Raw genomic sequence first — 25,176 nt, forward strand, 5'->3', positions numbered from 1 at the left:
TGTAGCTTACGATATTCTTTATTTAATAGTGTATCTATTTTAGGAAATTTGCAGTCTTTATCAAGAATTACTACCAAGAGATAAGTAATTATTTTTTCTTGAATATTTATATAAAATAGTAAGCATTTAATTATTGTGCTTAAAATTTTTTCTACATTTCTTTTAGGAATTTTGATGAATGGTGCCAACAAAATCATACATATTTTTAAAGATATGGAAAATGTTGATATAATTTTAGTAAAATCAAAGGGTCTAGTTAAAGATTATACAAAAATCTTTGACAATATCGATTAAGGCTGGGGAGGTAGTCAAATGAAAAGATTAATAGTAGTTTGTTGTACAATTATCACATTATTATGTACTGGTTGTGGAATAAATTACATGAGCTCACTATATTCAAACGATAGTAAGATCTCAAGTGATACAAATTCATTTAATTTAGACAATGAAGAACAATCAATAGATGGACAAGAGTACATAGGTAAATTAGAGTTTGAGGGAATGGATACTATATGGAGATATAATGCTGAAAATGACATGGATATTAAACTATCATATCTATTATCAGTAAATAAAGGTAAAGCAAAATTAGTTTTGATTAATTCAGCAGGAGAACTTGAAACACTTGTTGAGAATAAGGATAATATTATTCAAAATGATATGGAAACAATCACAGTTCCTTTAAAAAAAGGCGAAAACAGGATTAAAATAGTTGCATTAAATAAAGCACAAATTGAGCTTAAGTTTAATGCAAATGTAGGTGAGTTCAATAAAATTGGGTTTGATAGATAAGTAGATATATCTGTATTTCTCAAGATATGGTGAGATTGCAAGTCACTACTAAAGCATTATATTTAGTAACATTTAAGCTACAAAAAAATTGAATATGTCTATTCGTAATTGGGGGAAGGTCTATGGAGAGTTTTCCATCATGTTTGAAGGACGGTTGTAACAAGGCAAATAACACCCGCATAATTACGGGTGTTATTTGCTTTTAAACATATCATATAGTTAAGATAGGCAAGAATACTAGAAATCCTAGTACTCATGCCCAAAACTTATAATAGAAAGCTTAATCTACAGAGATTATTATACACTCTCATTAATTCAAATTATGCACCACCTAATGTAATTGTTCCTGAGGCTAAAAATAACATAATCAATAAATCCTGTAAAAAATGTATGGTCCATGCCCAAAAGATTCCTTTAGTTTCAATAATACTTTTTCCAAGAAACCATCCTAGAAAAGCTGCCATCAATACACCTGTAATACCATACGGTGCACCATAATAATGTCCCATTGCAAAAACAAATGTAGTTAGATATAGAGCTTGTTTTTCACTAACTATATCCTTTAATAAGGTTAAAAATGAAATTCTATAAATAATATTTTCACTAAAGGAATTCATTAATGCCAAAATGACTACATAAGGGACAAGTGGAATAGTATTTAATAATTGTTTGTATGATGGGACACCAGCTATTAACAAAAAGACTAAAGTGATACCGCATATCCAAAATGACATTTGGATTCCTACTTTTTTCCATGGAGTTGGTTTATCAATAACGAATTTTACGGGTTGTGCTATTGCATTAATATTTCCTTTTCTTAAATAGAACTCATGCCTGCTCTTCTTAATAGACCATAAAAATCCAATCATTATAATAGCTATAATAAGGCGAGGAAGTTGCATTTTTGTTAAGTAATTAATAAAATGATGATTATTATAAAATAACTCTGTAAGTAGATTCTGATTAATAAAAATTAGTGATTTAAGGATAGCTATAAATAATACATATGTAAAAAGATATCTATATTGTTTACATATTAAAGTAAAAAAAAGTATGCCGATAATAACTAATAATATTATTTTATTAAACCAAGTAACATCTTTTATTTTAAATATTTCTTTTATTATAATCATAGGTAATTCTGAAATAATAACTGTAAATAGCCATGTCATAACCAAGGTGCTTGATATTTTAGCACTTGTATTCTTCATTATTGTCTTTCTCCTTACTTGTATTGTTTTTCATGTTTTCGAGTATCATCAAACATGTAACACACCAATCGATATCTGCCTCAACTTCATATTTTCCTTTTAAAACTGTCATTAGCTGGAAATTCAGTTCTTGTTCTTTGTGACGATGTGTTATCTTTAATTCCTTTAGCATGGACTCTATGTCTGTTAATGTATCTAACAATAATTGTTTTTGTCTTTTTTCTTCTTCTATTCTTTGTATATTTTCTTCAATGGATAGAAGATTTCCAAAAAAAATCTTTAATAATAGCTCATCTCTAATTTTTTCTGGTTCTAATTTTTCTTTTAGCCAATTTAACAAGGTGCATCGCCCTTGTTCTGTAATGGTATATACCTTACTATTAGGTTTATTAGCATTGATTTTTTCTTCTTTAGTAACCAAACCATTTTTATAGAGCTGATTTAAAGTAGGGTATATGGCACCATAATTTTCTGTCCAAAAATATGAGATACTTTGTTCAATATATTTTTTAATATCATATCCGGACATTGGCATAATGTTAAGTAAACCTAAAATAGCATACTGAGTCTTTTTTCCTTTTGGCAATATAATCATCCTCTCTTATTAAACACTAAATATTAATATTATTATATCAAACTGATATATATAATACAATTATAAGATCGACAAAGTATAATTGGATTGAGTTTATTGTTTAGACTATTGCTATTAGTAAACTTTAAATTAATAGACTTAGAGAAATCTTAGTATCTGATGAAGATATAAATACTGAAGATAATCAATAGTGACGTAATCAATCTTCATGATTCATATTTTTAATTTCCTTAAATGTAAACAGTATTGAAAGCATATCAATATTAGTTTTTACTAAGCAAATTGCATTAAGCTACAATTTCATTTTCATTGTTTTTATTGAGAAGTATTCCTTTTATGGTAAGTCTAGCTACAATTCCTAAATTACATAAGATAGGCATTTTTATAATGGCAGACTTAGCAGCTTATCGCATAGAGTCACTTAGATATAAGTTAGAGAGTCATGAAAAATTGATTTAAAAATATGCAAAGGATATAGAAGATTTAAGAGTAAGAGCAAGTAATTATATAAACATGAAAGGTAAAGGATGATAAATAATATGAAAGTAGTAGCAAAGCCAATTCAAATGGTTACATGGTTTGAAGAAGATGGAACATCACATCCCATAAAATTCAGATTTAGCTAAGCTTAATACAGCTTTATAAAGAAATATATATAAAATTATAAAGTATAATAATAATTTCTATTTTATAAAGAATTAGAGACTCTAGTTTTAGCTAGACTAGAAGTCTCTAGTTCTTATTTTATAGATATAGTTTATATGTAATGTTGAATATAATTAATAGTATTTATATGCTTCATAGCATTATTTATGTTTTATTCCGCGTTTCTATTCAATCATCCAAGAACAAAAAATTTATGTAAATTAAGTTTTTTTATTCTTGTATGTACTATTTATGATATCATAATAAGTTTTTTTGAATATAAGACTCTTTGAATGCTGAGTAAAATCCAAGTTCAATCTTTTAGATTGAGTGAGCGACATATAATATATTTATAATATTCTCCGCATAGAGCAGTTCTATTAGTGCATTGGGTTTTTTGAAATATGTTATCAATATGCTTCCTTAAGGTAGAAATGCTAATATGTAGTTCATTGCATATATCTTTATCTTTTTTACCTTCAGATATGAATCGCAATATTTGAAATTGTTTTTTGCTCAAATTATACATATCTGTAGCATTAACAAATTCCTGATTCAGTTCATTTTTAATAGAATATAACTGGTATTTCATAAACAGATATTTTGACAAGGTTTCTAAAAATGGTAAAAGCTCCATGTTTAGCTTATCTCGACTATAAAGTAGTAGATTGCCTATTATTTCTCCACTTTGCTTTGATATTGGGGAACACAAATATATGGATTTTTTGTTTGTAATCACTTTAGTACTTGTCTTTCTTAGCTTTATAATATCCATCACTTCGGGCATATCTGAGTTATCATGCACCGCAGAAAATATACCATGATATCTAAACGATTTACAACTTAGAACTTTATTTTTATCAGTTAAAATTAGTAATTTATTATCAAATAAATTATCCATTAAAAATATTGAATTAAGGCTGTTTAAAGTCTCATCAAAAGCATTTGCTAATAAATCTAGTTTAATAACAAAAACCTCCTTTGATAGAATATTTGCCAGTTTCTCATATACAAAATATTACCATATAATAAACAAAATAACAATAAAAATATACTTTATACCAATTATATCATATATTACTAAATATTATAATTAAAGGGAATCTAAGAAGAAATGGAGGTTTTATAATTAAAAAAATTTTGGGCTTTAATCTTAACCTTGGTTCTATGCATGAGCTTCACAACAACTTCTTTAGCCGACTATGACTTAGAAGAAAAATTATTAGATGCAGGATGGTCTGGAGAGAAATCAAGTATAACCATCGTTGTTGAACAACCGATTTCAGGTACAAGAAATGCAGTATCTGAGTATCCAGATACAAATGTTGGCCATACTTTTATTCGATTAGAGAAGAAAACCGCTACTGGGGCTGGCAGCTATGTTTCCTATTTTGGTTTCTATCCGAAAGATGGAGTAGAGAAAAAGGATGTTGCATTCAGTAAAAACGTACCTGGAAAAGTATATTGGGTTACAAGTGAATTTGATCATGGTTGGAACATAGCAAGAACTTATGCAATTACGCCTGAGAAAGCTGATGAGGTCATGAACTGGGCACGCAATTACTCTACAAATTATAATATTGAAACCAATAATTGTACCACTTTTGCTTATAATGCATTAATTAAAGCTGGAATTTCGAGCAGTAACACTGGAATAAGTAAACATAGTTGGACTCTTCCGCAATCATGGAAAGATGAAATACCAGTATTTAGATCATGGTATGGATATACTCCTGGAGATGCAGGAGAAGATTTAAGAGGTAGAACTAATGTATTTACAAACTAAAAAAGAGGGGATATAAATCCTCTCTTTTTTAATATTTGTGAATACACTATAATTAATTTAAGTATTTAGAAAATTCAACTAAGAAAAGGAGGACATATAATGAAATTATCTAAGACAATTATTATTGTACTAATAGTTGTCGTAATACTATTAATGATAAGACCTTTATATAATTGTTTTATACTTAAAAAAGCTTTTGATAATGCAGGTATAGTGGCTTTAGGTAAAACTTTGAATGTAGAGATAAATGAAGAGGGTGTAAGAGATTATACATTCGTTCAAAATAATATTGAACTATCTAAATGGAATGAAAAGGAAAAAAATGAATTTATGGATTATATGAAAAATAACAACCTCACATTAAAGCCCGGAGAATATAAAATTAATCAAGGAACTAAGTGGGAAAAGGCATTACAAATTTTTGAATTTGAATAAACGAATTTTCTATAAGTATTGCTGGAATTCTGTTAAATAAACTAGCTATAGTTCCGGTATATTCATAAACTTTTAATACCTCCAATCTATTTATCTCTGTATCTTTATTATATAATGATTGTATTTCTTTAAATTTTATAAAATTTACTAAACTTACACATCTACTAATCATAAAATTTCATCCAGCAGTAAAAAATCTCGGTTTTTGAACCTTAAAGAAGAACAAGAACTTTATTAGCAAGAACAATTAGTGTATGAAACAAGAGCATATGATTTTTATCTTGGGATAAATAATTTAGAGAATCTTCAAATTATTGTTTATGAAATTGAAGAGATGAATAATAGGTTAAAAGGCTTGAATGGGAGTCCGATGACGATGCTCAAACAGTACCAGAATTACAAAAACTCATGACAAGAATAGATAAAAATATAGATTTAACTTCAGAAGGTTCAAAGATATATAATATGTGTTCATTTAATCCGCAGGATTGTTGTGATGATTTTTTACAAGAACACATTGCAGTAGCGTATGAGGAAAATTTAGACTATTATGCAGAATTAGCTTCTGATAATGTTTTTACAAAATTTGAGGAACTAGCACGAGAAGCCGAATCGGATGTTGAAACAATGGATTGGTTTTAAGAAAATTAAAATAAGAACTTATTGACTTATCAACAAGTTTAAATTCCATTTCTTTAGTAAATTCAAGAATTGATAATACTGAGGAAGCTTAATAGATTCATTTACTATTAGTAAGCAAAAATGGTTACAGTTTCTCCTATGGAGTCATGTGAACCACCTAAAGAATGTAAAACAAATAACTTTTTTTGGTTTTAGACTTGATCACATTGTAAAAACTGAAACATAGTGACTAGTTTTTACTTAGTAAGGATAGCTTATGAATTTGGTTGAAATTTTATATTTTAAACTACCCATTAGGCTAATAATCTGAAGTTGATTATATGGAATGAAATATTTATAATGGGAAGTTGAGTTACTATAAAAAAGTATAAAATATTGAGAAAGGTTTAGAATAATCAATGGTGAACCGTACCATAAGTGATATTATCCCTACTAGGTAGACATATACAGAAAAACTGTATAGTCTAATCAGTCTAATCTAGGAGGGATTTTCTTATGAAAAAGGAACAGAAAGCAAATAAATACTCAAAAGAATTTAAGTTAAAAGCAGTACAAATGATCATGGTGGATACTTGGCTGTTTCAAATAAAATAGGATTGCGTAGTGATAGACAACTTCGTGACTGGGTAAAATTATATAAGCAATTAGGTCCTGACGAAGCATTTCAAGACAATAGGGGTAAAAATTTAATAGAGCGTAATAAGCTACGTAAGATGAGCTTAGAAGAAGTGGCATATCTTAGAGTGGAAAATGATTGTTTAAAAAAGTGGTTAAAGAAGTAGTTAAAGAAGTAATTAGTGCTGTAAAAAAATATATACATTTTTATAATAATGAGAGGTTTCAATCAAAGCTAAACAACCTGACTCCTATTGAATATAGAAATCAGGTTGCATAATACGGTTTTTTATGTGTACGCTTGACAGGGGTATGATCAAAGTAGGCGCGGTTTTTTAGTTGAAGAGAGATGTAAGGTTTTTTTAGTTCTTTTTAAAAATGTTATAATATATGGTAAAGAATAAAAAGAATACTAGGATTGGGGGATTGAGCTTTGAATAAAGAGGCAGAAATTAAATATTATAAAATTGGAAAGATATCTAAGATATGCAATATACCTGTTAGGACCTTACATCACTATGATGATATTGATTTATTGAAACCAGCTAAGATTGATTCCATAAATAATTACCGTTACTACTCTCATAATCAATTACTTGAGATAAATACCATTAAATATTTTAAGACAGCTGGTTTCTCACTTAATCAGATTAAAAAGCTTCTGAAAAGAAATGATTTAGAATATAGCCAACAGATGATTAAATGTAAAAGTGAAGAGATTGAAACAAATATTTTGAAACTCACATCATTAAAGAATAAGCTAAACGTATATCTTGAAAAGATGACTAGTGATGGTCAAAACTTGACTAAATCTGTTGACATTTGTGTGAAAGATATCCCTGTTTCATATGTTGCATATTCAAGATATACTGGACTTTGCAACCAAGATGAATTTTATTTAAGGTTTACCAAGTTGAATAATATAGCGGAAAAGAATAATCTTCAAATGACTGGTACAATGATGGCTATTTACTATGATGATTATAGAAATTTTGATTATTCACAAGCAGATATAGAAGTATGTGTTAAGGTTGATGAGCATAGAGAATGTAATAATGCTGTAAGGAAATTTGGAGGCTTTCTTGGAGCAGTAGCTTATCATTACGGAAGTTATAATACAATGAATCAAACATATAAGAAAATGCTAGATTGGTTAGATAAGAATAACTTAGTTTTTATAGGGGGAGCTGTTGAGAATTATATAATAGATGCTATAACTACTAGTTGTGAGTATGAATACATAACAGAAATAATATTACCAGTAAAAAAGATAAGTTAATTTCTTGACTCTACAGTAACTGTAGAGATTATAATTTTGGTATAAAATATTTTAAGGGGGAAATATAAATGCCATCAATAAAAATTATTTCATTAGTAATTTTACTAATTATCGTAGGAATAATGTTATTTTTAAATTATGTTGGGTTCTTTTTAAAAATTGTTATTCAGGAAAAAGAAATGGGACCTTATGTTTTAGTATACGAAGAACATAAAGGAGACTATAAGGGGATACGAAAGATACAAGACAATATTTACGATTCACTTTTAAATAAATATGGCATTGAAACTTTTAAGGGATTTGGAGTATATTATGATGACCCTAAAAAGGTTTCTAAGGAAGAATTAAGAAGCATAACTGGTTGTATTTTAGAGGAATCTGATTATAAGAGTATTGATATGTTAAAAGAGAATAATTTTAAAGTTAAAAAAATAAAAAAACAGAAATCTATAGTAGCAGAATTTCCTTTTAAAAATACGTTTTCAGTTATTGTTGGAATTATGAAGGTTCATCCAGAAATTAATAAGTTTGTTGAAAAGAACGAGTTAAATCAAAAGGAATTAATGGAGATTTATGATATTCCAGCTAAAAAGATTATTTATATAATGAACAAACAATAATAAAAACCGCCGCTACACCATGTACGGTGAACCGATCATAGGTAATATGGCTTTGTCAAATTAATTTCCCATTATCCTATAATAAGAGCTTATGTAGTGTAATTATAAAATAATGATATACTAGTTTCAATTTAACAAAGATAAAGAACTGTACATAATTTAATATAGACTTGTATACAAATGAATACAAAAAATACTTTCTTAAGAAGAAATTAATGAAGGTAAGACTATGGCATTTAATCCAAGATTAAGTATTGGATAAGTTGTTTCAAATAACAATGTAAGAAACATCTTTAAATGTGGTAACATGGGGAGTATAAGAAAGTCAAATACAACAAACACATTAGTAATCGTATCTGATCATACTAAATGGTTATATGAAGATCGTTGGGAAGGTGATGTTCTTCATTATACAGGCATGGGTAAAAATAATTACCAAGATATAAATTTCTCACAAAATAGAACATTAAACGAGTCAAATACGAACGGTATAGATGTATTCCTTTTTAAAGTAGTAAAGGAGAGAGAATACATATACTTAGGACAAGTTATACTATGTGGCGATCCATATCAAGAGCAGCAACCAGGCGAAGATGGTCAAATGAGAAAAGTGTGGATATTTCCTGTTAAGCTCATAAATAATGAAGGAGTATTTCTACTTACAAAAAACTTAATAAAGCAAAATTATATAGAGAAGCAGAAAAAAGCTAAACGTATGTCTACTACAGATATAAAAAACAAAGCTATTCTAAAAGGTAAAAAGAATATGAGCAAAAGAAATTCAGTCGTCAAAACATATGAAAGAAATCCTTCTGTAATAGAATTTGCTAAAAGAAGAGCAAATGGAGAAGAGGACACTATTGAAAATACTGTAGTTTTATGTTCTAACTGTATATCTTGTTAATTATCTTGTATCTCATCAAGTTGTTCTAAAAGCTCATAGTGTTCCCTTGAAGGATATAGGATTAGTTTTTTCCAACGGAGTATAGTTTTTTTATGTACATCTACAAGTTTACCAAGTTACTCTTGATTCAGAGTTAATTTTTTACGAATATTTCTTATTTTGTAACCATAATCAGAAACAAAAAATGATAAATAATCATCATAGAGTAGAGATGGATCTACTTTAAGAGCTTTCACAATTTTATTACATATTCCTAAAAAATGTAATCTGTGGTTATTTTCATATTTTTTTACAGTACATATATCAATTCCAGTTATAGCAGCAACTTCCTCTTGTAAAAGTCCACGGGGTAACCTATAGAATCTAATACGGTTACGTTATAAAAGTGTGGTATAATATGTAATTAGTAAAAGTCATATATAAGCGATATTTGCGACACTATTGTTGTGTAATATACTATAATGATATAATTACCAACATAGTTTGTTAGTAATGAAACATTATATGTAATGCTGCAAAAAGGCTGTGTATCTTGTGCGGATTTTGCTGAGAAAAGGCTTTGTAGCAATTTCATATTGGTATGAAGTACCAATTAATAGAGGAAGGGGTTATCTTTTTGAAAAAAATAACTTATATAGTCGTTTCAGTTCTTGCGTTAATATTGTTTCTTTCATCTTGCTCTTCCCAGAAAACAGTTTCTTCTAACAAACCTGATGAGAATAAAGAAAACTACTCAGATATTCTTGTCCAATCACCTATGACGATATCGAATAATGATTTATTCCCTGTTAATGGAAAGCATCAATATTTAAGACTAAGAATGTCAAAAGGTAAATATTATGAGGATTGGAATCCAGGAGCATACCAGGGAACACTTTTGGAGGGGTATTTCATTATTGAATTAGCTGATGAATTTGGTAATACTATTACCAAAACTGATTTGAGTACAATATACAAAGAGCCATTAATTTTTAATTCTTCGTTTGAGTTTCAATTTGATGATTATAATGATGATGGTGATTTGGACTTTACAATAGGTCAGTATACATCAAATAATGGTAGAGACTATAAGCTTTTTACTCTAAGAGAGAATGGAAAAATAGAGGTATTACCTATTAGAGATTATTCCTCACTGTTCATAAGCAAAGTGACAGGCTATTATTCTACAAAGCTTACGAAAATAGACAATGTCACGTTTAATATAGAGTATTACGACAATATAAAGGAGAAGAATTCTGAAGACGTTTATAAGTGGAATGGAAAAGAATTTGTTAAGGATTAATATAAGGCAATTTGGTATTAGGATCTTTGTAGTTAGTCCGGAAGATATTTTAAGATGCCACCATTATGTGAAATTTTTCACACATAAAAATACTTAGAGATTTGTTGAGAAAAGAGGCAACATTTAAGGATGCAATTAATTTGTTTATGGACCAGCATGCTAGAGTACATGCTTCTGATATATCTGAAATTGGATGTACAACATTTGAGGACGAGTTATGGGAAGGCATGGACGAAATAGCATTCCGAAAAGGGCAGAATAAAAAGGGACGAACAGTTGCATATGGCATATGGCATGTGGCATTCAGCACGTATTGAAGATATTACAATAAATCTTCTTGTGGCTGGTGAGAATCAAGTAATTGATGAAGATAATTGGATGAAGAGGACAAATTCATCAATCTATGATACAGGTAATGCATTAGACTCAGATGACATATTAGAGTTTAGCCAAGCAATAGATATGCATGCTTTGAGGGACTATCGAAAAGCAGTTGGGAAAAAAACTCGTAAGATTGTTTGTTCACTTACATATAGTGATTTAAAGATAAAGGCTTTAGAGACTGGACTGGAAAAAGCTGTTACATCAGGAGCAGTGGCGAATAACGAAAATGCTTTATGGTTTATTGATTTTTGGAGAAAAAAAACTATATCAGGTATATTACTTTTTACAACTACACGTCATCACTTAGTTCACATTAATGAATCGATGGAAGCTAAAAAAAGAGGGCTTAAGCTAAATAAAAAATAGAAATTGCTATACAGATAATGGACTTAAACGAACATTATTTATAAAGGGTTGTAGGTGGACATATTGATAGCAAGGTGAAGTATGAACTTCTTGAATTTATAGAGGTAGATAGGAAGTTAATAAAGAAGTTAGAAACAAATTTTGTTTATTTGCATGGAGATTTTAACTCAAATAACATTTTAGTAGATAAAAAAATAGTAATGTTTGGTTTATAGATTTTGAGTATAGCTTGGCAGCATCAATTTACTACTTGTTCATTTTTTTCACTAGATGAGGATGAACAGTAACACAACTTTTTGTCACTGATAAACATAATTCAATAATTTTTTTAAGTGTGAAAAATATAATGAAAATCTAATTGAGAATCAGAAGATTATCATTGCAAATAGAGCAAAGTATTTACATAAGTTTGTAGAAATAAAGTAGAGGGGCAATAAAAATATAATGCATATGTAAATTTATATAAACAGAGTAACGTCTCAAAAAATTTTAGATTATTTTGTTGAAATATAATTTAGAAAATGTGTAATGAGGATTATTGTATTAATTGTAGGAGGTGGAATTATGGCTGTATGGAATCCATGGAGAGGATGCCATAAAAAGAGCGAAGGGTGTAAGAACTGTTATATACATAGGGCAAATGCGAGAAAAGGTATTAATACAGACATCGTATATAAGACAGAAGAATTTTATAAACCTATAGAAAAAGATAGTAAGGGAAACTACAAAATGAAAAGTGGACAAACAGTGTTTTTATGTTTTAATAGTGACTTCTTGATTAAAGAAGCAGATGAATGGCGAAATGAAGCATGGAAAATGATAAGAATTAGAAACGATCTAAATTTCATGTTTATAACGAAGCGTATCGAACGTTTCACGATAGGATTACCAGATGATTTTGAATGCGGATACGATAATGTAACGGTTTGTGTAACAACTGAGAATCAGCTTAGAGCAAATGAAAGAATTCCTATTTTTAAAGAACTACCAATAAAACACAAACTAATTACGATTCAGCCCATGCTTGAGAAAATAGATATATCAGGTTATCTGGATAATACAATTGAGTGGGTGGTCGTAGGTGGAGAATCTGGAAATAATGTTAGACCTTTATACTATGAATGGGTTCTAGATGTTAGAGAACAGTGCGTAAAAAATAATGTTAATTTTGAATTCAGGCAGGTTGGTTCTATATTTATTAAAGATGACATTACATATAAAGTTCGGAAACAATATTTATGTTCTCAGGCTAGAAAAGCAAATATTAATTATAGGAAATGATGTTTTTTCTGGAATTCTATATAAAAATACCAAGAGGATAAATAATGGAAAAGAAAGCAAGTGAAGTACACAACCAAATAGAAAAATAAGAGTATGCTATAGAGTGTGAGGGGATAGTGTTAAACAAATTGTTAGAAGTGATATTTCCGAGGAACTGTAGTGTCAAAAACAAGGAATGTATTATCAATGTTAGTAAATATACTGCTTGAATATCTTAAAAAGGAATAAGTGATTTTGAAAATACTTGATAATACAATACTTGATTCATATTTTAATGGAACGCTCAAAGAAAACGTTGAAAACGAAGTAAAAATATTGGAATGTTTTTTATCAGAAAATAATCAATTGTTTTTCTAGAATGACTAGGTTGTACGAACATAACAATCTTGATGATATTTCTAAATATTTAATGAATGAAGTATTACGAACAAAAAGATTAGTTACTAACTATAAGACATTACTATAAGAAAAAAAAGAGAGCTAATTATAATTTCATTACTGCTATGCTTAGATATATGCACTGTATTAAAATGAAAATCAATATATAGCTTAAGCAAGAAAGCTACAACTATTTGGGAGGATAGTAGAATGCTATACAAAGAAGATATTATTAAAATACTTAAAAAAATGAACTTACCTTTAAGTGAATATTGGATTACTTCTGGTGCAGGATTAGTAATTCATGGAGTCAAAGAGAGGACAAACGATATTGATTTAGGGGGTACTACGAGTCTAGTTGAACATTTTTTGAAAAAAGGTTGCAAATACAAACTAGCAAAAGATAATTCAAGGATTGTGGAGATAGACGATAAAATAGAAGTACTCGAAAACTGGTTTGTAGATGAAATAAAGCTCATAGACGGATTACCTGTAGGTAGTTTAAAAAGTATTAGAAAACAAAAGTCAGAGCTCGGAAGAGAAAAAGACATCAATGATATTAAACTTATCGATGAATACATTAAAAAAAGCAATGAGTAAAATTGACAAATTGTGAAACAGCTGGATACAGAAAATACTGAGGTAAAGTGTATACGGAGAATTATATAGACCATAGGGAGATTTTAATCTCAGGCATATTTAATCCAGTAAATGTTGATGAAATTAGAGGGGTTTTCTAAGCATTACAAACAATTTATATATTTAAAAGGGAGGTAATGTAATGAAATTTAGCGGATCATGTATAATTACTGATAATGTTAATGCTATGAAGGACTTTTACGAAAATGTATTGAGGGTAAAAGCTGAGGGAGATGAAAATTATGCGTTGATATTTTCAAAAGATGCCAATCTCTCTATTTTTTCAAGAAAAAGTATGAAAGAAATGGCACCTAGCTGCTTGACGAAAACTGGATATAGTAGTTGTGTAATTGAGATTGAAGTTAATGATGTAGATTTTGAATATGAGCTATTGAAGAAAAAAAATGTTACAATTGTTAAGTTGCCTACTACGCAACCGTGGGGTGTTAGGTCAGTGTGGTTTAAAGACCCAGATGGAAACATTATTAATTTTCATACAAATGTATAGTAGTACTGCTAAAGGGGGTAAGAAAATGCATGCTTATAAAGCAATTGCATTAGAGTATTTCAATAAACTTCTTAATGAAAAAGATATATCTATTTGTGATAAGTTACTTTCAGATGATTATAAAGACAGTGATGCACCAGAAGGTACTTCACCTGGGCCAAAAGAACCGAAAGAATATGTAAGCAACTTTATAAGAACATATCCAGATATAGAAGTAACAGTGAAAGATGTTATTACAGAAGGCAACAAGGTTGCTTTAAGGATTGTTTGGCATGGAACAAATAAAGAAACTGGAGAAAAGTTTCATAAAATGGGGAACATAATCCTGATTTTTAATGATAAAGGTCAAATTAGACAACGATGGTCAGCTTATGTGGACTTATAGGAATATAGCGACATGAGCAATACGTACCATACTCATTAAATGGAATTCTTTTATTAATTAGTTCTTCAATATATCAGCTATGCTTAGATATCTTATGTATTTTATCTGTAAACCACTTAACAATAATGGCAATAATAATATAAATAGGAAAAGAATATATGATCTTCCATGATATAGGCACATAAATGTTCATCCATACCAACATAGGTTCGGCAATAAATACAAATAAGGAGCTTAATAGTATGTGAGCCAATAGAAAGGATTTCCATTTAGTGAAATATTGATAGATAATCATATATATAACAGGTAGTACTGTTATATCTATTGCATCTAATCGATCCAGTACTTGAAGTAACTGATATGGATATGCCCATAGTAATGATGCCACACCAAGGTCATCTAATATAGAACTTAATATCATAATAATAACACCATATAATAAAATTTCTTGAAGTCTTTTTTTATCCACAAATTTCCACCAAATCAGCCACGGAATAATAAATAAACAAAGAAGAATCCACCAATTGAAAGTAAATAAGACATTATCCATCCAATACTTATGTTCTAAGTTTGTTAATTGTTGCTGTAGTTCAATTATTCTTTCAAAAATATCCATTCTAAATCACCACATTTTAGAAATTTTGTTTATTGTATATATGTACGTAATATATAAAAACTGCTTTATCAATGGGTTTGGTGCACAAAAAAGTATCTCATACGTCGGACATTTATATGTAATGGTAGAATGAAGCCATTGATAATTTACTTGTTTTATACGGCCCGACACATCTATCTTGTTACAATGATATTATTAATCTATTATAGCCTATACTAAAATTTTAATAATACAATTTTCCAAAATTAAGATATAATTCTAATTAATAGAATGATAGAACACTAGGGAGTATAGAACAATAGTTTCGATAATTATTAAGACTAGATAACTTTTTGAAAAAAATAATTTTATAATTACTTCTAATTGTAATTGTAATTGTAATTGTAATATTTCTGTCTGAGAAACAATGGACTATAATATAATATTTATATCCTCCAGGAAAGTAGGTGGATTTTGTTGAATCGACAAACAAAAGGGTAATATAGCACATGCGATAGAAGTATGAAATAACCTACTGTAAATTTATCTCTCATACCTAATAATATTCTTGACGTTTATTGTGAAAAAATGTGGCGAGGTAACACTAAATTAAAGGATATTTATAGAAAACTATTTTGTTAAGCTGTAAATTAAATGTAGCATGTCTTTTCCTTTATAATGCTTTATATATTCGCTTTCTATTTTCATTCCTAATTTCTCAGCTACTTTTTGTGAACTTGAATTTTCAGGCCTGATTTGTGCTATAATTTTATCTGCATTAAGAGTTTTAAAAGCATATTCAACACTTGCTCTTACACCTTCTACAGCGTATCCTTTATTCCAATAACTTTTGTTTAAGATATATGCTACACCCATATATTTTCTATTCTCTATTTCCTCTATTAACGGACCTATTACCCCTATCAGTTGATTTGTCTCTTTTTCAACTGCTGCAAAATAACCAAATCCATCGGTTTCATATCTTTCAATATTTTTACTAATCCATTTACTTACTTCTTCATCAGAAAAAGCATGCTCCCATGCATACATTACTTCTACGTCTTGCAATATATCTCTGATTTCATTGAAGTCATCAGATGTTATTTTTCTTAGTTTAAGTCTTTGGCTTTCAATAATGTAATCCATTTTTTCACTCCTTGTAATATAAGTAATCCTAGATATACAGAACAATAGTACAATATTTTTGATTTGTATTCAATACTAAATAAATAGCCTAATATTATTATTTTCCATAGTATTCCCTTAGCTTTTCATAAAATAACTATCAACATTTTAAAGCCAAATAAATGTAAATGACCAAAGTATATTTCACTAACTGGTATGTTATGGAAAAGTTTTATAAGAATCTTTTAAATTATTTTTGTATCCATCAACAATTTTACCTAATTTTGTTTGAATTTTTAATGTCTGACTTTTTGTCAATCTATCGCTATCTTATATTATTTAATTAATACAATTGAAGAAATGCATATAAGTCTATATATGGGGTTGCTTTAGAAAGGATGCACAATAGCAGAAGGAATTAGTAAGTGAATGTTGAATTAAATGTCATTACCTGCTTATCAGGCAATATATAATCGAGGGGGATATGATATGAATTCTTTTAGCAATAATCGTTCTTTTATGAAAAGCGGATTTGATCTTCCTGAGCGTGAATTTGTTTCTGATCAAGAACGTGGACTTTTGCCGCCATCTGTTGAGAAAACAATTGACAGCAATTTAAGAATCATTGAGCTTCCAGCAGTAGATAGAAATATTATAAGATACAATGACTTATACTCTTGCATTAATAATCGTAGAAGTAGACGTAATTACTTAGATAAGCCAATTACATTACAGGAGCTGTCCTTTCTGTTATGGTCAACTCAAGGGGTGCAGCAAATTATACCAGCATATAAGAAAACAGGTTATATAACCTTGCGACCAGCCCCATCTGCTGGAGGCAGACATTCATATGAGACATATCTTGCGGTTAATGATGTAGCAGGGTTGGAAAAAGGCATTTATATTTATTTGCCATTAGAGCATAAGCTTGCATTTTGTCATTCTGATGATAATCTGTCTGATAAACTCATCTATGCATATGGTGGTGAAAATTATCAAGACGAAGCTCAGTGGCTAGGGAAAGCACCTGTTGTATTCTTATGGGCGTGCATTCCATATCGTGGAGAATGGAGATACCATTGTGAAGCACACAAATTAATGCTGCTAGATATTGGTCATGTATGTCAAAATTTATATCTAGCTTGTGAGGGTATCAGATGCGGCGTTTGTGCAATTGCAGGCTATGTGCAAAAAGCTTTTGATGAATTACTACGTATAGATGGTGAAAATGAATATGTTGTTTATATTGCTGGTGTTGGGAAAGTAGAGTGAAAGGGTGAACTCTACTTATTTTTTTATCTCATAATAATATTTTTTTATCTCATAATAATATTTTTCTAACAAGATAACATTATCACAAATAAATGCAGAATGTATAACTATAGATTGACATAGTATAACCAGTTATTTATAATTATGGTATATTTGAGAAAGGAATGATTGAGATGATTAAAATCTATCTTGATAGATTGATGCTATATAATAGATAATAACTACTAATACTATTAGTTTTTTTCATTAGTCTATTTAGCAAAACAATCTTTGCTAGAGGACCACCTTTGATTCTTTTTTACAAGAAGTAAAAAAGAAATCGGAGGGATTATGATGAAAATACTAGTAGGTAATCAAATAACAGAAATGAATAAAACTGAGTTTAAAAACATTGCAAGACAATATAAATCAGTTGCTGTTGATATTGGCACTGGCGATGGACAGTTTATTTATAAAAGAGCAAAGCGAAATTCTGATGAACTATGTATAGGTATAGATTCATCAGTAGACAATATGCGTAAATATTCTATGAAGACCATTAAGAAAGCTTCCAAGGGTGGATTAGAAAATGTACTATTTGTTGTTAGTAGTGTAGAAGATTTACCAGATGAAATGATATGTATAGCAGATAAAATAACTATAAATTTACCTTGGGGTAGTTTAAGGGATGGGATTGTTAAGGGATGGGATTGTTAAGGGAGATAAAGCTGTATTATATAACCTTAAGAAAATTTCTAAGGTTAAGACTGAGCTAAGTATATGTGTCACTTACAGTACTAAGTATGAAAAATATGAAATTGATGTAAGAAAACTACCCGTATTATCTATAGATTTTATTAAGACATACTTAAAGAAACAATACAGTATTTATGGAATAAATATTGAAGATGCATATCTATGGAACAATGATATGCTTAAAAATCTAGACACAAAGTGGGCAAAAAAACTGGCTTTTGGCAAAGAAAGAGAAATTTTCTATCTGAAATGCAGTATAATAAATTAAATAGTAGAAATTAAGATTTTTTGAGAGAAAGATAATGAAAAAAGGTGACATTATACCAAATGGATACAATTGTATCTTTTGATAGTTGACAGATTAACCCATCCATGATAGAATTTTCGCAATACATAAAGACTATGAAGAGAAGAGTAAATAAGTAATCTATTATTACAGAGAGCTCCCATTGCTGAGAAGGAGTATAAAGATGCTTGTTGAAAAAAAGACTCTGAGTTTCACACTGGATATTATTTTGGAGTGATGGTGTGACGGGAGCTCCCGTTATAGAGATAGAGTATAAGCTTTTTACAGCCGTACTTAAAGAGACTAATATGGTGACATATTAGTAAACTAGGGTGGTACCGCGAAGTCAAATGACTCTCGTCCCTAAGACAATTAGTCTTGGGGGTGAGAGTTTTTTTATTGTTTGAAATTGGGTAGACATAGGATAGTAAAAATATATTTAGGAGGTAAAAGACATGTATAGAAATTACGAAAATACTGAGAACATACAACAAATAATGAGTGATACTAATAATCATGTGATTGAGCGTGTAAAAAAAGTAAATGATTTAATCGATATGGGGATTAATCCCTATCCATATAATTATGGTAGTGTAACACACTCTAAAGATATTATAGATAATTTTAATAATATATTGGAAGAGCAACAGTTTGCTATTGCAGGAAGAATAATGTTATTTAGAAAGATGGGAAAGATAACTTTCTTGAACATACTAGATCAAGAAGGAGATATTCAAGTATATCTTAGTAAAAACTCAATAGGTGAAGAAAAGTATGAACTACTAAAACTATTAGATATCGGAGATATAATTGGCGTAGAAGGAACAGTTTTTAAAACAAAGACAGGTGAGATAACTATAAAATCAACAGATTTTTCCATACTGTCAAAATCAATAAGACCTTTGCCTGAAAAATATCATGGCATTCAAGATGCAGACTTACGACAAAGGCATCGTACTCTAGATATGATTATGAATACAGGAGTAAGAGAGAGGTTTATTAATCGTTCTAGAGCAATGATGGCTATCAGGTCATTTATGAACTCAAGAAATTTTATTGAGGTAGAAACTCCAATTCTTGATACAAAATATGGTGGTGGGGAAGCAAAGCCATTCAAAAGTCATGTAAATGCTTTAGGTATTGATGCTTTTATGAATGTGTCACCAGAGCTATATTTAAAAAGACTTATGATAGGAGGAATAGAGAGAGTATATACTATCGGAAGATCGTTTAGAAATGAAGGTATTGATAGAACTCACTATCCAGAATTCACTCTTTTTGAATGCTATATGGCATATGCTGACTATACTGATATGATGGAACTGATGGAAAACTTTTATGAATATGTTTTTAACCAAGTAAATGGAACAACAAAAATTGTATATGATGGTATTGAAATAGATTTCAAAGCTCCCTGGAAAAGAGCAAGAATGTGTGATTTAGTAAAGGATGAAACAGGGATAGATGTTGAGAATTTATCAAGAGAAAGAATAGTTGGAGATATTATTCTGAAAGGTGTGTTATCAGACGACCTGATTAATGCGCTGAACATTGAAGAAGCTTCAAAGGGAGAATTAATTGTAGATTTGTTTGAGAACTGTTGTGAAAAACATCTTATACAGCCAACCTTTGTAATAGATTTTCCAGTTGAAACTTCACCTTTATGTAAGATACACAGAAATAACGGGGAATTAATAGAAAGATTTGAACCCTATGCATATGGTGTAGAATTAGGAAATGCATACTCAGAGCTAAATGATCCAATAAGACAAAGAGTATTGCTGCATGAACAGGCTAATCAGCTAAGGGGAGGACTAGAAACAGCAAGTCCCATGGATGAAGAATTTGCTTTAGCAGTTGACATAGGAATGCCTCCTGCTGGAGGACTTGGTATAGGAATAGATAGGATGATTATGTTTCTAACTGGAGCACATTCAATAAAGGATGTCATAGCTTTTCCTTTAATGAAAAGATAATAATACCTTAAAAGTCACTTTATTAATAAAATGTTACAGTTAAATATTATAACTGTAACATTTTTGCTGCAAATTATATAAAGGAAACCACCAGCTATGAACTGCTTTCACAAAAAATTGACACCAATCTAATTTTTGAAGGTGCACTTTTTATACTAGATAATGTAATTACTGAAGAAGACCGCTCTGATTACAGCCACTATGTATCGTAGAACCTAATATTATTCTAGAGTTACCAACTGTTTTCCAGCAATTCTTGCAAGCATAAGTTTCATAAAAATTAACTTGATATACTTCACATATTTTTTCTCTATCGGTGGGTAATTGATATGGGTTTCCTAACAAGGGATCTTCATATGTATGTTTATATTGTAAGCGGTATTGCGTTTCTCTGTAGGTTCGTATATTTTTCTTTTCACAACTTTACCTCCTTACTTTATACATTCTATATTTACTACAAGAATCTATTTTTTTATGTCTTCTATATAAATTGTAAATTACATTTTTGATGAACATATATGATAAGTTTTCCTCTTGCGGAGGTTCAGGATGAGCATAAATAATATTGTAGAACACTCATCATAGTATTGTATCTTTAGCCTCATGTATACATACAAGTGATGTAGTATGATTACATCATGAAAAATGAGATAGAAATATATAGTCAGATGGTCTAGTGAAAGAAAATATTCCATTCTACTAAATGATAACATCAATACCAAATGTATATGATGCTTTAAAATTTCCAGAAGTATATATACCAAACTAAAATTTAGTTTTTCATTTAACAAAACATGAAAAGACACTATATGATTATAGAACATTTTAATGATATATAGTAGAATAGCGGAACACCAGTAGCTGTTAACTATAAAAGTATTGCTAAGGCTAAAGTAATAAAAGAATAAAGAAAAAATGTAAACACTTTATAGACGTTCCTAATAATGTCTGGTATGCTAAAAATATAAATAGTTTGTAAGAAAAAGGTATAGCCAAAGATTATTTGGATAAATATGAAAATAGACTTGTTGATCCAGATAACATTATTACGAGAGATGTATTAGATAGACTATGTGAAGGGGAGGATTTATGATGCTTAACGATTTTTTAACTATTGATATGCTTAGGGTGTTTCTTGTTGCAGTATCAGTAACAGTAATACTTACGGAATTCTTTAAAGAAGCTGTTGACTGGGTATTTGCAAAAATAAAGATAAATATCCCTACTAAGTATGTAACTCTATTTTTTGCACTATTAGTTGTATTTTTGCCAATAATTATTGATGGATTAATTACGGTAGAGATAATAGCAACTGGTATACTTAATGCTATATTATTAAGCTTAACAGCTATGAAGTCCTATGAAACTATATTAGAAAAAGCTATATCTAAAATAGAAAAAAAACAAGATTCATCTGATAGTGTGACCGGCAAGTAAATTCTTGGTATTCATAGGATAATATAGGTAAGATTATCTGTTAACTTTAAAAGGATATTAATTATTAGATGTGGACATATTTATTACTGTTTTAGCTTATATTAATATAATTTTATAATGAATAATTAAACAAGGAAAATAAAATATACAGTATTAAATTTTTTACTGAAATGTATCATAAATAATATCTTTTTAGTTGTATTGATTATTATATTGCACACGTTGAGTGTGTGATTCTGATGAAGCATTGTAGTCAGAATGATAAATAACACACTTAAACCATAATATATAGTGGTTCGAGAGTAAGACATGAGTAAAAATCGGGTGAAAAGAATAACTGTTTTTGCCTGCTTTCTAGCATTTTATAAGAGATAAAATTTTTACTTTACATAAAAGAACATCACGTTACTATTATAAATTACTTGAAAGATAATTTTGGAAGTGCTATTATAAATTGTATAAATTGAACACTAAACCATTGATTAAGAGTAGTAGTTATAATATCGAAATATCAGAGAGTTACCGATGGTGTGATGGTAGCATTTCAAGTTGTGACGAATGGACTTATGAGGGCAACCCGAAATATTAGTAGGCGTTGACGGAAACTCTAGCCGTTATGATGAGAGCATGTGCTGGCATGTGATAACCATTTAGGTGGCTTGCAGAATTTTACTTCTGTTCCTTTTGGGAACAGAAGTTTTTATTTTATAGAGTAGCTGATTTTATCAATGATGTTTGGTTGTCAAAAAACAGATAGAAAGGATTTTTAGTATGGAGAAAAAAAGAATTTTAACTGGTGACAGAACCACGGGTAAACTTCATTTAGGACATTTTGTAGGCAGCTTACAAAATCGTGTACGATTACAAGACGAGTATGAAACTTTTATCTTACTTGCTGATGTGCAAGCACTGACAACACATCTTAGTAATCCAGATCTGATTAATGACAGCATATATCAAGTGGCAATTGATAATTTGTCTGTTGGACTTGATCCAAATAAAGTAATCTTTGTTCAACAATCACAAATTACAGCAATAGCAGAACTTACTGTTTTTTATTCAATGCTTGTTTCTGTTAATTCTTTGCGGCACAACCCAACGATCAAAACAGAAGCAAAACAATATGGTTATAATGATTTAAGTTATGGCTTTTTAGGATATCCTGTCAGCCAAACTGCAGATATTACATTCTGTGATGCTGATTTAGTTCCTGTTGGTAACGACCAGCTTCCACATATTGAACAAGCAAGAAAAATCGTAAGACGGTTTAACGAACTTTACGGAAAAGGCGAAACAATAATAAAAGTGCCACAAGCACTTTTAAGTGAAACTCCTCGTCTTGTAGGACTAGATGGAAATGATAAAATGGGAAAAAGTCTTGGCAATGCAATATATCTCTCTGACGATGAAAACACAGTAGCAACAAAAATTAAGTCTGCTATAACCGATACAAACAGAATCACAGTATCAGATAAAGGAAATCCTGATATATGTATGGTTAGTTTTTATCAAAAAGTGTTTAATAATAACGAATATAATAACATATGCGATATGTGTCGTAATGCCCAAATTGGATGTGTCGTATGTAAAAAACTTTTAACTAAACAAATAAATAGTTTACTTGAGCCAATTCGTGAAAAAAGGTGCTATTATGAGCAAAACAAGAACAAGGTAAAAGACATTATTATTGAGGGAAGTAAAAAGGCAAATGAAATTGGAAATAAAAAAATGGAGCACTTAAAAAGTACTATGAGAATATCGTTGTGATACTATGTATTTAGCTTCAGATAATAAACAGGAGGTTATTTGAATAGGATGTCAATTATTATAAATTATAATGTAATTAATATCAAGTAATAGTAATTATATCAATATGGTATTAGTTAACTAAAAGGAGATTCTATGGTGAGTAGAAAAATTATAATGAATTTGGCAATGAGTATTGATGGTTTTATTGCTGATGAAAATGGTGGTTTTGATTGGATTGTCGGTGATGGAAATAACAAACTTAATACTGAAAAGCAATGGGATTATGATAATTTTTTAGAGAGAATTGATACGGTTGTTATGGGGAAAAACTGCTATGACCAAAAATTTCATAAGGAGTTTAAAGAAAAAACTGTATTTGTTGCTACCTCTAAGTCTCTGGATGATCATGAAAACATTAACTTTATTAATGATGATATTTGCAAAGTTATTCTTGATGAGAAGAAAAAAGAAGGTAAAGACATTTTCTTATTTGGTGGTGGCATTCTTATAGATAGCTTTATCAAAGCAGACGTAATTGATGAATTTATTATAGGTATTATCCCAGCTATCTTAGGAAAAGGTAGACCATTATTTTTGGGAAACAATCCTACTATAAAATTAAAGCTTAAAGAATACTATATTGATAATGGAGTTACAATTCTGCATTATAAAAAACGTTAAATTCTTGCTAAAAAAATGCTCCTTAAATCTTACTGAGCAAATTGATCAGGATTTTTTTGTCCTAAATGGGATGAACATTTCAGTGATAATTCACTATCTATGACTGTTGCATATATAAACGAAATTGGATTGTCTGAATTAAAAAACGAAATAGAACTATGTGATGAAAAGTAATTACTACACCTATTCTTTATAAGAAAATCAATAAACTAGGTTACTTTAATTAAGCAGAACTTAATTTTTTACATAAATTTGGGGATTAAGTCGTCAAAGAACAATCTAAACATCAGATTGCTCTTTATAAATGTCAACAACTTTTCTGCAAAAAAGAAGGAAAAAACAATAAATAACTAGAATATTTTGAGAACAAATAGTTTTTTCCAATCAGCGACTCAGGAGAATTGAAAATAAGAAGCGTTGTGCAAAACTCAATTTGATATGGGTCAGTGATTAAAAAGGTAATGTAAAAGAATTCGAATATTATAAAAATATGTAGTAAAGAAACTATGTATTTTGTGATGTGAAATAGCTTCAAGTAGGGGCGTAGTTAAGTGCGTGAGGGCATATGCCATT

Annotated in this window: 30 protein-coding genes and 1 other annotated feature; of the genes, 24 read left to right on the forward strand and 6 right to left on the reverse strand. The window is 29.4% G+C overall.

Annotation, left to right across the window (positions count from 1 at the left end; genetic code table 11):
- Positions 1-312 precede the first annotated feature (312 nt).
- Positions 313-792 (forward strand): hypothetical protein, encoded by a 480-nt coding sequence (locus tag HNR33_RS02790; protein ID WP_429079752.1) that lies wholly within the window; start codon positions 313-315, stop codon positions 790-792.
- A 320-nt stretch (positions 793-1,112) separates the two neighbouring features.
- On the opposite strand, the gene HNR33_RS02795 is transcribed toward HNR33_RS02790, so the two are convergent.
- From HNR33_RS02795 to HNR33_RS02805, 3 genes are all read right to left on the reverse strand, one after another.
- Entirely contained in the window at positions 1,113-2,003 is an 891-nt protein-coding gene (locus HNR33_RS02795; protein WP_429079755.1) for a CPBP family intramembrane glutamic endopeptidase, read from the reverse strand.
- Positions 1,984-2,589, reverse strand: a complete 606-nt coding sequence (locus HNR33_RS02800) for a PadR family transcriptional regulator (RefSeq protein WP_429079757.1) — start codon at positions 2,587-2,589, stop codon at positions 1,984-1,986. Before HNR33_RS02800 ends, HNR33_RS02795 begins: the two co-directional genes overlap by 20 nt.
- A 967-nt stretch (positions 2,590-3,556) precedes the next feature.
- Positions 3,557-4,144 carry a response regulator transcription factor gene (locus tag HNR33_RS02805; RefSeq protein WP_429079760.1) on the reverse strand — a complete coding sequence of 196 codons (588 nt, stop codon included), beginning with the start codon at positions 4,142-4,144 and terminating at the stop codon, positions 3,557-3,559.
- A gap of 270 nt (positions 4,145-4,414) precedes the next feature.
- Between HNR33_RS02805 and HNR33_RS02810 the strand changes: the two genes are divergently transcribed.
- The 8 genes from HNR33_RS02810 to HNR33_RS02845 all read left to right on the forward strand — a co-directional run bounded on the left by HNR33_RS02810 (position 4,415) and on the right by HNR33_RS02845 (position 9,524).
- Complete coding sequence (locus tag HNR33_RS02810) at positions 4,415-5,029, forward strand: hypothetical protein (protein ID WP_429079762.1); 615 nt, start codon at positions 4,415-4,417, stop codon at positions 5,027-5,029.
- 99 nt (positions 5,030-5,128) lie between these two features.
- Positions 5,129-5,464, forward strand: coding sequence for a hypothetical protein (locus HNR33_RS02815; RefSeq protein WP_429079765.1), 336 nt, complete (start codon positions 5,129-5,131; stop codon positions 5,462-5,464).
- Between the two features lie 250 nt (positions 5,465-5,714).
- Positions 5,715-5,876 carry a hypothetical protein gene (locus HNR33_RS02820; RefSeq protein ID WP_429079767.1) on the forward strand — a complete coding sequence of 54 codons (162 nt, stop codon included), beginning with the start codon at positions 5,715-5,717 and terminating at the stop codon, positions 5,874-5,876.
- A complete protein-coding gene (locus HNR33_RS02825) occupies positions 5,873-6,106 on the forward strand; it encodes a hypothetical protein (RefSeq protein WP_429079769.1) in 234 nt (77 codons plus the stop codon). Before HNR33_RS02820 ends, HNR33_RS02825 begins: the two co-directional genes overlap by 4 nt.
- Positions 6,107-6,860: 754 nt before the next feature.
- Positions 6,861-7,001 (forward strand): IS3 family transposase, encoded by a 141-nt coding sequence (locus HNR33_RS02830; protein ID WP_429079770.1) that lies wholly within the window; start codon positions 6,861-6,863, stop codon positions 6,999-7,001.
- Positions 7,002-7,154: 153 nt separating this feature from the next.
- Positions 7,155-8,000, forward strand: a complete 846-nt coding sequence (locus HNR33_RS02835) for a MerR family transcriptional regulator (protein ID WP_429079772.1) — start codon at positions 7,155-7,157, stop codon at positions 7,998-8,000.
- 68 nt (positions 8,001-8,068) lie between these two features.
- Complete coding sequence (locus tag HNR33_RS02840; protein ID WP_429079775.1) at positions 8,069-8,620, forward strand: hypothetical protein; 552 nt, start codon at positions 8,069-8,071, stop codon at positions 8,618-8,620.
- A 289-nt stretch (positions 8,621-8,909) separates the two neighbouring features.
- Positions 8,910-9,524 carry an SRA domain-containing endonuclease gene (locus tag HNR33_RS02845; protein WP_488167836.1) on the forward strand — a complete coding sequence of 205 codons (615 nt, stop codon included), beginning with the start codon at positions 8,910-8,912 and terminating at the stop codon, positions 9,522-9,524.
- Between the two features lie 116 nt (positions 9,525-9,640).
- On the opposite strand, the gene HNR33_RS02850 is transcribed toward HNR33_RS02845, so the two are convergent.
- A complete protein-coding gene (locus tag HNR33_RS02850) occupies positions 9,641-9,892 on the reverse strand; it encodes a helix-turn-helix domain-containing protein (protein WP_429080698.1) in 252 nt (83 codons plus the stop codon).
- A gap of 248 nt (positions 9,893-10,140) precedes the next feature.
- Between HNR33_RS02850 and HNR33_RS02855 the strand changes: the two genes are divergently transcribed.
- The 8 genes from HNR33_RS02855 to HNR33_RS02890 all read left to right on the forward strand — a co-directional run bounded on the left by HNR33_RS02855 (position 10,141) and on the right by HNR33_RS02890 (position 14,747).
- A complete protein-coding gene (locus HNR33_RS02855; protein ID WP_429079779.1) occupies positions 10,141-10,806 on the forward strand; it encodes a hypothetical protein in 666 nt (221 codons plus the stop codon).
- 146 nt (positions 10,807-10,952) lie between these two features.
- Entirely contained in the window at positions 10,953-11,123 is a 171-nt protein-coding gene (locus tag HNR33_RS02860; protein WP_429079780.1) for a hypothetical protein, read from the forward strand.
- On the forward strand, positions 11,089-11,556 hold the full coding sequence (locus HNR33_RS02865; protein ID WP_429079782.1) for a hypothetical protein: 468 nt from the start codon (positions 11,089-11,091) through the stop codon (positions 11,554-11,556). The genes HNR33_RS02860 and HNR33_RS02865 overlap by 35 nt, the downstream gene beginning before the upstream one ends.
- Before the next feature lie 62 nt (positions 11,557-11,618).
- Positions 11,619-11,771 (forward strand): aminoglycoside phosphotransferase family protein, encoded by a 153-nt coding sequence (locus HNR33_RS02870; RefSeq protein WP_429080700.1) that lies wholly within the window; start codon positions 11,619-11,621, stop codon positions 11,769-11,771.
- Positions 11,772-12,120: 349 nt separating this feature from the next.
- On the forward strand, positions 12,121-12,837 hold the full coding sequence (locus HNR33_RS02875) for a DUF5131 family protein (RefSeq protein ID WP_429079784.1): 717 nt from the start codon (positions 12,121-12,123) through the stop codon (positions 12,835-12,837).
- Positions 12,838-13,425: 588 nt separating this feature from the next.
- The gene (locus tag HNR33_RS02880; protein ID WP_429079787.1) at positions 13,426-13,815 is read left to right on the forward strand and encodes a hypothetical protein; all 390 of its coding nucleotides are present in this window, start codon (positions 13,426-13,428) and stop codon (positions 13,813-13,815) included.
- Between the two features lie 181 nt (positions 13,816-13,996).
- The gene (locus HNR33_RS02885; protein ID WP_429079790.1) at positions 13,997-14,362 is read left to right on the forward strand and encodes a VOC family protein; all 366 of its coding nucleotides are present in this window, start codon (positions 13,997-13,999) and stop codon (positions 14,360-14,362) included.
- A gap of 25 nt (positions 14,363-14,387) precedes the next feature.
- A complete protein-coding gene (locus tag HNR33_RS02890) occupies positions 14,388-14,747 on the forward strand; it encodes an ester cyclase (protein WP_429079792.1) in 360 nt (119 codons plus the stop codon).
- A 73-nt stretch (positions 14,748-14,820) separates the two neighbouring features.
- Here the strand turns inward: HNR33_RS02890 and HNR33_RS02895 are convergent, their stop codons facing one another.
- On the reverse strand, positions 14,821-15,363 hold the full coding sequence (locus HNR33_RS02895; RefSeq protein WP_429079794.1) for a CBO0543 family protein: 543 nt from the start codon (positions 15,361-15,363) through the stop codon (positions 14,821-14,823).
- Positions 15,364-15,972: 609 nt separating this feature from the next.
- Positions 15,973-16,488, reverse strand: a complete 516-nt coding sequence (locus HNR33_RS02900) for a GNAT family N-acetyltransferase (RefSeq protein ID WP_429079796.1) — start codon at positions 16,486-16,488, stop codon at positions 15,973-15,975.
- 468 nt (positions 16,489-16,956) lie between these two features.
- Here HNR33_RS02900 and HNR33_RS02905 point away from each other — a divergent pair, with 468 nt between their 5' ends.
- The 7 genes from HNR33_RS02905 to HNR33_RS02935 all read left to right on the forward strand — a co-directional run bounded on the left by HNR33_RS02905 (position 16,957) and on the right by HNR33_RS02935 (position 24,603).
- Complete coding sequence (locus HNR33_RS02905) at positions 16,957-17,739, forward strand: SagB/ThcOx family dehydrogenase (RefSeq protein WP_429079799.1); 783 nt, start codon at positions 16,957-16,959, stop codon at positions 17,737-17,739.
- A gap of 333 nt (positions 17,740-18,072) precedes the next feature.
- Positions 18,073-18,435 carry a class I SAM-dependent methyltransferase gene (locus tag HNR33_RS02910; RefSeq protein ID WP_429079802.1) on the forward strand — a complete coding sequence of 121 codons (363 nt, stop codon included), beginning with the start codon at positions 18,073-18,075 and terminating at the stop codon, positions 18,433-18,435.
- A complete protein-coding gene (locus HNR33_RS02915; protein ID WP_429079804.1) occupies positions 18,407-18,742 on the forward strand; it encodes a hypothetical protein in 336 nt (111 codons plus the stop codon). Before HNR33_RS02910 ends, HNR33_RS02915 begins: the two co-directional genes overlap by 29 nt.
- Positions 18,743-18,867: 125 nt before the next feature.
- Positions 18,868-19,128: a binding site (T-box leader), on the forward strand.
- Positions 19,129-19,215: 87 nt separating this feature from the next.
- A complete protein-coding gene (gene lysS / locus HNR33_RS02920) occupies positions 19,216-20,736 on the forward strand; it encodes a lysine--tRNA ligase (protein WP_429079807.1) in 1,521 nt (506 codons plus the stop codon).
- A 1,092-nt stretch (positions 20,737-21,828) separates the two neighbouring features.
- Positions 21,829-22,173 (forward strand): hypothetical protein, encoded by a 345-nt coding sequence (locus HNR33_RS02925; RefSeq protein ID WP_429079808.1) that lies wholly within the window; start codon positions 21,829-21,831, stop codon positions 22,171-22,173.
- Between the two features lie 771 nt (positions 22,174-22,944).
- Positions 22,945-23,940, forward strand: a complete 996-nt coding sequence (trpS, locus tag HNR33_RS02930) for a tryptophan--tRNA ligase (protein ID WP_429079810.1) — start codon at positions 22,945-22,947, stop codon at positions 23,938-23,940.
- Positions 23,941-24,078: 138 nt separating this feature from the next.
- Positions 24,079-24,603 (forward strand): dihydrofolate reductase family protein, encoded by a 525-nt coding sequence (locus tag HNR33_RS02935; RefSeq protein WP_429079812.1) that lies wholly within the window; start codon positions 24,079-24,081, stop codon positions 24,601-24,603.
- Positions 24,604-25,176 lie beyond the last annotated feature (573 nt).

Source organism: Brassicibacter mesophilus (genome assembly GCF_050433385.1).
GTDB lineage: Bacteria > Bacillota > Clostridia > Tissierellales > Proteiniboraceae > Brassicibacter > Brassicibacter mesophilus.